Origin of the sequence: Pseudomonas sp. D1HM, assembly GCF_019266105.1 — a bacterium.
GTDB lineage: Bacteria > Pseudomonadota > Gammaproteobacteria > Pseudomonadales > Pseudomonadaceae > Aquipseudomonas > Aquipseudomonas taetrolens.
Window position 1 is genome coordinate 85,270 of the sequence record NZ_LRMN01000015.1, and the last position, 11,536, is coordinate 96,805.

General features: G+C 61.9%; 8 protein-coding genes. 6 read left to right on the plus strand and 2 right to left on the minus strand.

Annotated elements, in window-relative coordinates:
- The first annotated feature begins 8 nt into the window (after positions 1 to 8).
- The 5 genes from AWM69_RS16165 to AWM69_RS16185 all read left to right on the plus strand — a co-directional run bounded on the left by AWM69_RS16165 (position 9) and on the right by AWM69_RS16185 (position 6,495).
- Positions 9 to 1,385, plus strand: a complete 1,377-nt coding sequence (locus AWM69_RS16165) for a PepSY domain-containing protein (RefSeq protein ID WP_218727519.1) — start codon at positions 9 to 11, stop codon at positions 1,383 to 1,385.
- 151 nt (positions 1,386 to 1,536) lie between these two features.
- Complete coding sequence (locus tag AWM69_RS16170; RefSeq protein ID WP_218727521.1) at positions 1,537 to 3,654, plus strand: TonB-dependent siderophore receptor; 2,118 nt, start codon at positions 1,537 to 1,539, stop codon at positions 3,652 to 3,654.
- 98 nt (positions 3,655 to 3,752) lie between these two features.
- The gene (locus AWM69_RS16175; RefSeq protein WP_048382695.1) at positions 3,753 to 4,541 is read left to right on the plus strand and encodes an ABC transporter ATP-binding protein; all 789 of its coding nucleotides are present in this window, start codon (positions 3,753 to 3,755) and stop codon (positions 4,539 to 4,541) included.
- A complete protein-coding gene (locus AWM69_RS16180) occupies positions 4,538 to 5,488 on the plus strand; it encodes an ABC transporter substrate-binding protein (RefSeq protein WP_218727523.1) in 951 nt (316 codons plus the stop codon). The genes AWM69_RS16175 and AWM69_RS16180 overlap by 4 nt, the downstream gene beginning before the upstream one ends.
- The gene (locus tag AWM69_RS16185; protein WP_048382698.1) at positions 5,485 to 6,495 is read left to right on the plus strand and encodes an iron ABC transporter permease; all 1,011 of its coding nucleotides are present in this window, start codon (positions 5,485 to 5,487) and stop codon (positions 6,493 to 6,495) included. The genes AWM69_RS16180 and AWM69_RS16185 overlap by 4 nt, the downstream gene beginning before the upstream one ends.
- Here AWM69_RS16185 and AWM69_RS16190 read toward each other — a convergent pair.
- On the minus strand, positions 6,492 to 9,929 hold the full coding sequence (locus tag AWM69_RS16190; protein ID WP_218727525.1) for a DUF4329 domain-containing protein: 3,438 nt from the start codon (positions 9,927 to 9,929) through the stop codon (positions 6,492 to 6,494). The two genes, AWM69_RS16185 and AWM69_RS16190, sit on opposite strands and share 4 nt — an antisense overlap.
- Entirely contained in the window at positions 9,916 to 10,038 is a 123-nt protein-coding gene (locus tag AWM69_RS22910; protein ID WP_256930377.1) for a hypothetical protein, read from the minus strand. The genes AWM69_RS16190 and AWM69_RS22910 overlap by 14 nt, the downstream gene beginning before the upstream one ends.
- A gap of 182 nt (positions 10,039 to 10,220) precedes the next feature.
- On the opposite strand from AWM69_RS22910, the gene urtA reads away from it, so the two are divergent.
- Positions 10,221 to 11,486, plus strand: a complete 1,266-nt coding sequence (gene urtA, locus AWM69_RS16195; protein ID WP_218727527.1) for an urea ABC transporter substrate-binding protein — start codon at positions 10,221 to 10,223, stop codon at positions 11,484 to 11,486.
- Positions 11,487 to 11,536 lie beyond the last annotated feature (50 nt).

Below are 11,536 nucleotides of genomic sequence, written 5' to 3' on the forward strand. Positions count from 1 at the left end.
CCGCTCACATGAGCCAACCAACACCGTCTTTTTACAACCTGGCCTGGCGCTGGCACTTCTATGCCGGGCTGTTCGTTGCGCCATTCATGATCCTGCTGGCGCTGACCGGCATCATCTATCTGTTCAAGCCCCAGCTCGACCCCTTGATGTACGACCACCTGCTCAACGTCAGCCCGGGCCATCACCGCCTCAGCGCCGACACACAGTTGCAGCGGGTGCAGGCCACTTATCCACAGGGCCATATCAGCCAGTACCTGCCCCCGATCAACCCTGAGCGCAGCGGACAGTTCGTCATTCATGACGGCGGGCGCGAGCTCAATGTGTTTATCAACCCGTACAACGGCGAAGTGCTGGGCGAGCAAGACGCCAAACTCAACCTGCAAGCCGTGGCCCGGGCACTGCATGGCGAACTGATGATTGGCACCCTCGGTGACCGGCTGATCGAACTGGCTGCTGGCTGGGGCGTGGTGCTGGTGATTTCCGGGCTTTACCTGTGGTGGCCACGCGGGCAATCGGCAGCCGGCATTCTGTGGCCACGCCTGAGCCGGCGCGGTCGGGTGTTGTGGCGCGACCTGCATGCCGTGACCGGGTTCTGGGGCGCCGCCCTGCTGTTGTTCATGCTGCTCAGCGGCATGACCTGGACCGGTTTCTGGGGCAAGCAATACGCCGAACTGTGGAATCAGTTCCCGGCCGCCATGTGGATGGACGTGCCCGCATCCGACCTTGAAGCCCGAACGCTCAACACCGCGACTCGCCAGACCGTGCCCTGGGCCATGGAAAACACGCCGATGCCGACCTCCGGCGCCCATGCCGAACACATGGCCCATGCCGGTCACTCGGCTGGCCCGGCAGCGCCCGGCGTCACCCTGCAACAGGTGTTTGAAACCGCCACGGCACGCAAGGTCGAGCCGGGCTACAGCATCACCCTGCCCACCACCGCCGAAGGCGTGTTCACCATCGCCGTGTTTGCGGACGACCCGCGCAATGACGCCACCCTGCATGTGGATCAATACACCGGCGAGGTACTGGCCGACGTGCGCTGGCAGCACTACCCCACTGTCGCCCGCGTCACTGAAATGGGCGTCATGCTGCACGAAGGCAAAATGTTCGGTTCACTGAACCAGATTGCGATCCTGCTGGTGTGCCTGATGATCCTGCTGAGTTCGATCAGCGGCCTGGTGATCTGGTGGAAGCGCCGCCCGCAAGGTCGTTGGGGCGTACCGCCCTTGCGTCACGAACTGCCGACCTGGAAAGCCGGGGTGCTGATCATGCTCGCGCTGGCGATTGTATTCCCGCTGGTGGGCGCCTCTTTGATTGCCGTGTGGGCACTGGATCGCCTGTTGCTGATCTTTCGTTCAACCCGGCAACGTGAACGTCACTCATAACCAGGATTAGGCATCCGAGAGGCGCATTCCAGAGCGCTGGTTATACTGACGCGCCACGATCACCCATTGAATGGCAACACGCTGCACGCAGCATGACCCGCCGCCAGGAGGCAGCGGGTACACCTCTTGAAATAAGCGACTCACTGCCCCGATGAACAACTACCTGCTTTCCAGCCTCTGCCTGCTGGCGATCAACAGCGCCCAGGCCGACGACACCGCCCCTTCGCTGATGTTGCCCGCTGCCAGCATCACAGCGCCTGCAGTCGATGCCGAACACACCGACCTCAAGACCGCGACCAGCGCCGGCTCACGGCTGAACCTCAACAGCCTCGAAACCCCGGCCAGTGTCGAAAGCCTGAGCGGCGAACGGGTTCGCGCACGCGGTGACCGCAACGTACAGGAGGCGGTAACCCGTACCACGGGCATCACCAGCAATGGCAACCCGGGCAACGGCGGTTCATCCTACTCGGCCCGCGGTTTTGTCGGTGCAGGCTCGGTGATGCAGCTCTACGATGGCATCCGCATGTACAGCGGCGCTGGCACCGTGACCTTCCCGGTCGACGATTGGTCAGTGGAACGAATCGACGTGCTGCGTGGCCCGGCCTCGGTGCTGTACGGCGAAGGCGCGACCGGCGCAGTGATCAACGTGATACCGAAGAAGCCGTTCAGCGGCGAAATCGAAAACCGCATCCGTGTCGGTTATGGCACTGACGACACCCGGCAGCAGGCACTGGACAGTGGTGGCTCGCTGACCGACACCCTGAGCTATCGGTTAGCTATCAACCATACCCAGAGCAATGGCTGGATCGACCACGGCGACTCCGAGAACACCTATATCAGCGCCGTTCTACGCTGGCAGGCCCGCGATGACCTGGCCTTTACCCTGAGCCACGACTATGGCGACCAACAACCGCAAAACGATTTCGGCGTACCGCTGATCAACGGCCGCTATCACAAGAGCCTGCGTGACAAGCAATACAATGTGCGGGACGCCAAGCTGCACTACAACGATCAATGGACACGCCTCAACAGCGAGTGGCAGATCAACGACAACCTCGTGGCCAGCAACGAACTGTATTACCTCAAGGCCCAGCGCCGTTGGCAGAACGCCGAAAACCATGCCTGGGACGAAAACCGGCAAACCCTGCTGCGCAGTGGCTATTTCAGCATCAAGCATCAACAGGAACAGGTGGGCGACCGCCAGACCTTCACCCTCAACCATGACCTGATGGGCCTGAACAGCAAAACCCTGGTGGGCGTCGACTACAACCGTATCCATTTCGATCTGCACAGCAATGCGCCCTATGACGATGCGGTGGACGGCGGCGAACCGATTGATCGATACCACCCGGACCGTGGCGAGTTCGTCAGCCATTCGCCGTACCGCGATCAGTTCAAGACCACCACCCAACAGGTGTCGCTGTTTGCCGAGAACCGCACCGAGCTCAGCGATCAACTGTCGCTGGTCACCGGTGTGCGCCGCGACATCGTGCACCTGGACCGCGATGACCTGATCGACCACGCTCGCACTGACCGCAGCCTGTCGGCCAACAGCTGGAAAGTCGGCCTGGTGTATGAACTGACGCCGGACATGTCGGTGTACGCGCAACAAGCCACCAGCGTCGACGGCGTGGCCGGGCTGATCAGCCTGTACCCGACCGAGCAGGGTTTTGACATGGCCAGAGCCCGCCAGACCGAAATTGGCTTCAAGCAGATGTTCTGGGACCAGCGCGGCGAGTGGACACTGGCGGCGTACCATATCGTCAAAAAGGATTTGCTGACGCCCGACCCCAATAACCCGAGCGTGTCGCTGCAAGTCGGTGAGCAATCATCCGACGGACTCGAAGCCAGCCTTGAGATGCAACTGCCGAACCGTTGGCAATTGCAGGCGAATGCCTCGGTGGTGCGTGCCGAATACGACACCTTCGATGATGGCGGCGTCTCGCGCAAAGGCAATCGCCCGACCGACGTGCCGCGCCGTACCGCTAACTTGTGGCTGAGCAAAACCCTCACCGATGAACTGAATGCCGGGGCCGGCGTACGTTATGTCGACGCACGCTATGCCGACACGGCCAACACCGTTGAGCTGCCAAGTTACACCGTGGTCGATGCCTCCGTGAGCTGGAAAGCCCTGCCCAAAACCACCCTGGGCCTGCGCCTGAACAATTTGTTCAACCGCCAGTACGCCATAAGCCAATACAATAGCGGCCAGCAATGGATCATGGGCGAGCCCCGCTCGTTCTTCGTGACCGCCGACTACACCTTTTAACTGGAATCCTGTCGCCGCTGGCGCAGAAGAGCGCGACCGCTTTGCGCTCGATCGCAGCCTTCGCCAGCGGCGACAGTATTCACAACCCCCGGAACCTTATGACCCGCCTCACCCTCACTCAGCTCGCCTGGACGCCTTTGGGCCACGGCCATTGTCATCACCAGTTTCAACTGCGCGATGCCAACCTGCACGTGGCGGCCGGGGAGTTCGTGGGGCTGATCGGGCCTAATGGCAGCGGCAAAACCAGCCTGTTGCGCTGCGCTTATCGCTTCAGCAAGCCGGAGCGGGGTGAAGTCCACCTCGACCGGCACAACCTCTGGCAACAATCATCGCGCTGGTGCGCCCGACGCATCGCGGTGGTGTTGCAAGAATTCCCCGACGCCTTCGGCCTGACCGTGGCTGAAATCGTCGCCATGGGTCGTACCCCGCACAAAGGCCTGTTTGATGGCGACACCGAGGTCGATCGGCAACTGGCCAGGGACGCCCTGGAATCTGTCGGCCTGCACGGTTTTGAAGACCACGCCTTCGCCACCTTGTCCGGTGGCGAAAAGCAGCGGGTGATTCTGGCCCGGGCGCTGACGCAGCAGCCCGAGCTGCTGATCCTCGATGAGCCGACCAATCACCTCGACCCACGTTATCAGCTCGAACTGCTGCAACTGCTCAAGCGCCTGCAGATCGGCACCCTGGCCAGCATCCACGACCTTAATCTGGCCGCAGCTTTTTGCGACCGGCTGTATGTGATCGACCACGGCAGGATCATCGCCAGCGGCACCCCGCGCGAGGTGCTGACCGTCGACCTGTTGCGCGACGTGTTTGGTGTCCAGGCCCTGGTCGACGACCATCCCCTGTCCGGCTACCCGCGCATTACCTGGATAACCCAACCATGACTTTTATCCGCCTCGCGCTCTGCCTGAGCCTGCTGTCTGTTACCCAATGGGCTCAGGCCGAAGCCTCCCGCTACCCGCTGACAATCCAGAGCTGCAACCGCGACGTCACGTTCAATCAGGCGCCGACACACGCGGTCAGCCACGACATCAACATGACGCAAATGATGCTTGCCTTGGGCCTCAAGCCACGCATGGCGGGCTACAGCGGCATCAGCGGCTGGAAGGCGGTCACGCCCGAGATGCAGGTGATTCTCGACGGCCTGCCGGAACTGGCGAGCAAGTACCCTTCGATCGAAACCCTGCTCAATGCCAACGTTGATTTTTTCTTCGCCGGCTGGGATTACGGCATGCGGGTAGGCGGCGATCTCACTCCCCAAACCCTGACCCCGCTGGGGATCAATGTGTATGAGCTGACCGAGTCCTGCGCGTTTGTGATGAAGCGCCCGGCTGCCAGCCTCGAAGACACTTACAACGACCTGCGCAACCTGGGCAAGATCTTCGACGTGCAGGATCGCGCCAACGCCTTGATTGCACAGATGCAGCAGAGCGTTGCGGACACCCGCAAGACCCTGCCCGAGAGCCGGCCACGGGTGTTTTTGTATGACAGCGGAGAAGACCGCGCCATGACGTCAGGTCGCCTGGGCATTCCCCATGCCCTGATCGAAGCCGCCGGCGGTGACGATATCCTCGGCGACATTGATGCCAGCTGGACCCGCATCAATTGGGAAACCGTGGTCGAGCGTAACCCCGAGGTGATCGTCATCGTCGATTACAGCGAAGTCAGTGCCGAGCAAAAACAATACTTCCTTGAGCACAACCCGGCGCTGCAATCCGTGGCGGCCATCCGCAACAAACGCTTTATCGTCATCCCCTATGTTCAGGCCACACCGGGCATCGACAACGTGGTGGCGATCAAAACCCTGGCCAAAGGCTTTCATCCGCAATGACCGACCGTCGCTACTCTCTCATGCTGAGCGGCCTTGGCGTCCTGTTGCTGGTGTCGTGCGTGGTGTCGCTGGGTTTTGGTCCGGCGCGGGTGCCGGTGGAAGTGGTGTGGCACATATTGCTGAACAAGCTGTTCGGTATCGGAGAGGTGAACTGGAGTCCCGGGCAAGCCCATATCGTGTGGCTGATCCGTGTGCCGCGCATGCTGCTCGGGGCGCTGGTGGGCGCCGGGCTGGCGTTGATCGGTGCCGTCCTGCAAGCCGTGACCCGCAACCCGCTGGCCGACCCGCACCTGCTGGGTGTGACCAGTGGCGCGACGCTGGGCGCAGTGATCGTGGTGCTGCATGTCGGTCAGATCGTCGGCCTGCTGACCTTGCCGATTGCCGCATTTATCGGTGCCCTGCTGAGCATGTTGCTGGTGCTGGTCATCGCCAGCCGTCAGGGCCGGCTCGACAGCGACCGCTTGCTGTTGTGCGGGGTGGCGGTGTCATTCGTGATGATGGCCATCGCCAACACCCTGCTGTTTCTGGGTGACCATCGCGCCAGTTCCGCCGTGCTGTTCTGGATGTTGGGCGGGCTTGGTCTGGCGCGCTGGGAGCTGCTGGCAATCCCCAGCGCCAGCGTGTTGCTGGGGCTGGTGTTGCTACTGGGCATGGCCCGCCCGTTGAATGCATTGATGGCCGGCGAGCAGACCGCCGTGACCCTCGGTCTGAATGCCCGCACGGTGCGCCTGCGGGTGTTCCTGATTGCCTCGATGATGACCGGAGTACTGGTCGCCATCAGCGGTTCGATTGGCTTTGTCGGGCTGATGATCCCGCATATCGCGCGCCGCCTGGTCGGTGCCGAGCACCGGCGATTGTTGCCGGTGTCGGCCCTGCTCGGCAGCGTATTCCTGGTCTGGGTCGATGTCGCCGCACGCACCCTGATTGCCCCCGAAGACCTGCCCATTGGCGTGGCCACGGCGGCGATCGGCGGGTTGTTCTTTCTTGGCCTGATGCGCAAACGCTAGATTTCGTCGCGCAACAGCCCGGGTTTCGGCGTGGGTATGGCATCCAGCGGCGAAGGGGTGTCCCAGTCCACGGTCTGTAGTGCCGCCTGCAGTGCGTGATTGTCACCGACCTCTACACGCCCCGCACGCGGCCACTCGCGGCTGCTCGCCAGCACGCTCAGGGCGCCCGCACTGGCCAGTTGCGCCAGGTAATCACGTTGTTTTTTCGGGCTCGCATCGACCCCTTGCTGACTGGCATACAGGTCGTCCCAAAAATCGGAGCCCGGGACCATCTCGCACAGCGCCTTTTGCGCCTCCCCTTCCCGCCGTCGGTACTTGAGCAACGAGCCATCGTTGCCCGAGTGAAACGCGTGTGCCAACGAAAACCCCAGGCGTTCCAGCCCCGTGGTCACATAGCAAATATCACGCGGCGCGAATGAGTTATCCAGCAACTGCCGCTGCGCCTCCGTCCCTCGAGCACTGTCGACGGGCGGGTGCGAAAAGTGGGCGGCTATCGGCGCATAACCGTCGGGGAAGTCCGGCAAGGGGCGCAACTGGCCTGTTGAACGCTCGAACGTTGCACTCAGGAACAGCGCTTCGGCACCGTCCACGGGAGCGCCATTCCTGAAAGGCTCCACCGCCACATACCGGCTGGAGGCCGGGTTGTGCAGGATCGCGCCGGTCACTGCGTGTACATGCGGGCAAGTGAGTTGGTCATGGGCGTATCGCGCCGCATCGTCTTCGTGACTGAACTCAGGGCCCAGTGCGAATATGTTGCCCGGCCCGTCCACGGTGGGTGTTTGCCCCCACGGCCGCCAACCCTGCGAGATACGCCCCGCTGGCCCCCAAAGCGGGCTGGGCAGCAGAACCTCGAGGACACCGCTCGCCGCTACCTTGCGCACGTACCCCAGCGCTGTCTCGGCCTGGCTGGCCAGTTGCTCGATCATCTCCTTGCCGGTGTTGCGCAAGCTCCCCGCACCGATAAGCCTGGGGATATTGCCCGGCAAAAAGCCCAGCACAGCGCCGTCCGCCGTTGAAAGGTACAACTTCACCGGGTCTGCCAACGGATAACGCTGATCCTTGATGATCGAGAGTGTCACCATCGCCACCGCCAAATCACGGGGCGAGACAAACGCCTGGTACAGTTCATCCGTGGCAAGGAATGCCGACCGGGCAGGCCCGGCCAGGTACATGGCAAAGACTGTAAAGCCTTCGGGCCAGTGGTCACCTGAGGCCGACGGGCGATGCGCAAACACCTTGTCCAGGCTCAGCGCATCGCTCTGTACCGGTACGGTTGCAACATAGTGCGCGCCGACGTTGCTTTTCAAAATGAAGCCATATTGCACACCCCGACGTTCCCCCATTCGACGGTGAGCATCACGGACGGCATCGAGCACCTGACTGAACACCGGACCGCAGGCCGGAGGCTGACTGGCCTCAAGCCCTTCGTCCCTGGATAACGGCAGCACCGAAGTGGCCCTGAGGGTGCCCGGCACACCCCAATGAGGGCTGCCGGTGACAACCTGCAACTGACCCGCGCCAGCGACCTGGGCAATGTATTCGCCGGGCTTGATTGAGTTGGCCCGCAGCCTGGATTGCAGCGGGTTGTTCCGTGCCTGCTCAGGGTGTTCTACAGGGGGCGAAAGGCTGACCAGGAGCTTTTTCTCAGCCGCCGAACCACTCGCCGAATATTTGAGCAATGCCCCGTCGGGGGCGCAGAAATAGCGCACGGGTGCCCAATGGCGACCCTTGATCGCGGCGCACAACTCATGGGGGGCAAACATTGCGCGGGCCAGTTGTTCCTCCTGGTCGGAGCGCCACAGCTGCAAGGGCTCGACCCTGTGCGACTGATAAGCCGCGACCACCCGGTATTCGGTGGGAATGAAGGGCTCAACGTCTTGCGGCACCACGCTCGACGGATCAAAGGTTTCGTTGTGGGACGCCAACGGCTCTGTGGCGATAAAGCGCCGATCCGGAGTCTGGTAAACAAGCCCGCCGTAGACTTTATCCTGACCCCCGGCCATCCGGGCATGGACATAACGCGCCGCATCGTCGGCGCTGATAAAGAAAGGACTCAGCGCCCGCCGCTCAAACCCGCTGAAAGGCTGCCAGTGCGCATCGACACGGCCTTCGGTACTCCACACATCGCTGGTTTGCAGCACGCTCAACTGGCCTGCACTGGCCAGCGAACGAATCAGCCCCTGAACGGTTTCGACACCTGCCAGCAGGTCGCGCAGGATCGACAGCCCGCCGCCTTCGGCTGCCGACAGCCGGGCAAACAGGGCGTGCTCGACAGCGAGGAAGTGCGACACATACTCCAGCAAAGCCCCGTCGCGGGTCGCGATATACAGTGGCAAGGCTTGAGTCGCCCCCGGGCCGGCATGGGCCTGCGCCGCTGCAATGCCCTTTTGCAGGGCATCGGGGTGCATGAAGTTCTTGAACACGCTGGCCTGTTGCGCGGGTATCAGCGACGGGTCGCGGTAAAGACCATCGCAACCATAAAAGCCGAAAGCGGAGTAACCGGCAGGCATCAAGCTACGCCCCTCCGGGTCCCGGCCCAGCGCCCGGTCCAGAGAGAAGTCCATCGCCTGGGTGATGGGTTCGCTGACAACGAACGCCTGGCGTTCCCTGTGTTTGAGGGTCACGCCATAGTGCGGATCGGCGGTTCGATACATTCGGCGCCGGGCATACTTGAGGGCCAGCTCGATGCTGGAACACACAGGACCGAAGGCCGGGAATTGCACAATCACCGGCGCCAGCGCCAACGCATGCGGCACCGGTAACGCCTTGAATGCCCCGCTCAGCCGCCCCACTCTGGCGCCCCAGACCTCCATGGACTGGATGACGGTCAATGTCCCGGCTTCGGCGACCGCCCTGACGCTCTCGGTCATCGAGTCAAAACTCTGGACGCCGGCCCGAATGTCCTTGTACAGCTTGAGCAACAGGGCACGTTCGAGGGCAGAGCCGCTGGTCACATACTTGATCAGCGATCCGTTTACGCCGGACAGGTAGTGCGCAGGAGCAAACTCGGCGTTGATGATCGTGGCCAGCAGGTCATTGACCGAAAAGAAGCTGACCTGCAGGTGAATATCCGGTGCGCCCCAATGGCCGAAATGCGCCTGCAGCGCATCGTAGTTGTCCGGGTGCGAATGGTAAAAGGCGTAGCACGTATAGCCCGCCGGCTGGATAAAGGCACCGCCGGCATCGCGCGCCATGATCAGTTCGGGGTTGAAGGACGTGGCCTTGCCCCTCACCGGGCGCGTCGCAAAATAACGGCCCTGGCGGTCCTTCAGGATCGCCCCGCCATACTCAACGTTGCGCCGTTCGCCGATCAGCTCATGGGCAAAGCGGGCGGCATCATCGGGGTTAAGGAACGCAGGGCTCAGTGTCGGCAGCGTTACCGGTGCACCGTTCCGCTCCCGGGCGGATGTTCGCGGGTTATCAGATTCCATCATCACTCATCTCCTTGAGGGTGTTGGCCGGTTCCATCGCGGCCAGTGCCCATCCTGCGTTCTGCCACTCGCCTTCGGGTGCTACATAGTTAAGGCGCGGGGGCTCAAGCACCAAAGCAGAACATCTGCGCCCACGGCGTGCGCCGGACGGCACCGGGCTGGTGCGCGCCCGCGTTACAAATCCTCGTAAAGCCCCAATCCAGAGCCGCCGCACCGAAACGGCACAGCCTTTGCTAAAGACCTTCAGCGTTCGTATCTGCCGACTAAAAAAATCAGACACCTGGAGCTCGCACCATGAAGCGTCGTAGCTTGATCAAGGCTTTCACCCTCTCAGCTTCCATCGCCGCGATGGGCATGTCCTGGACCCTTCAGGCTGCAGAGACCATCAAGGTCGGCATCTTGCATTCGCTGTCGGGGACCATGGCGATCTCCGAAACCTCGCTGAAAGACATGGCATTGATGACCATCGACGAGATCAATGCCAAAGGCGGGGTCAACGGCAAAATGCTGGAAGCCGTCGTGGTCGACCCCGCGTCCAACTGGCCGCTCTTCGCCGAAAAGGGACGTCAGTTGCTGACCCAGGACAAGGTCGCGGTGGTGTTCGGTTGCTGGACTTCGGTGTCGCGCAAGTCGGTGCTGCCGGTGTTTGAAGAGCTCAACGGATTGCTGTTCTACCCGGTGCAATACGAAGGCGAAGAAATGTCGCCCAACGTGTTCTACACCGGTGCTGCGCCTAACCAGCAAGCGATCCCGGCCGTTGAGTACTTGATGAGCGAAGACGGCGGCAGTGCCACACGCTTCGTCTTGCTGGGCACCGACTATGTGTACCCGCGCACCACCAACAAAATCCTGCGCGCCTTCCTGCATGCCAAAGGTGTCGCCGACAAAGACATCGAAGAGGTCTACACCCCGTTTGGTCACAGCGATTACCAGACCATCGTGTCCAACATCAAAAAGTTCTCGGCCGGTGGCAAAACAGCCGTGATCTCCACCGTCAACGGCGACTCCAATGTGCCGTTCTATAAGGAACTGGCCAATCAGGGACTCAAGGCGACCGACGTGCCGGTCATTGCCTTCTCGGTGGGTGAAGAAGAACTGCGTGGCATCGACACCAAGCCGCTGGTGGGCAACCTGGCGGCCTGGAACTACTTCCAGTCGGTCGAGAACCCGGTCAACCAAGCGTTCGTGGCGAACTGGAAAGCCTATGCCAAGGCCAAAAATCTGCCGGGGGCGGACAAGGCCGTGACCAACGACCCGATGGAAGCCACCTACGTGGGCATCCACATGTGGGCGCAGGCGGCTGAAAAGGCCAAGTCCACCGATGTGGATAAAGTCCGTGAAGCCCTGGCCGGACAGAGCTTCGCCGCGCCATCGGGCTACACCCTGACCATGGACAAGACCAACCATCACTTGCACAAACCGGTGATGATCGGCGAGATCCAGCCTGACGGTCAGTTCAGTGTGGTCTGGCAAACCGAAGGCCCGGTCCGGGCTCAACCGTGGAGCCCGTACATTCCTGGCAACGACAAAAAGCCGGACTACGCGGTGAAGGGTAACTAAGACCGATAGATCGCCCCCTCTGCAGGCGCGCTTGCTCGCATCTCGACGGT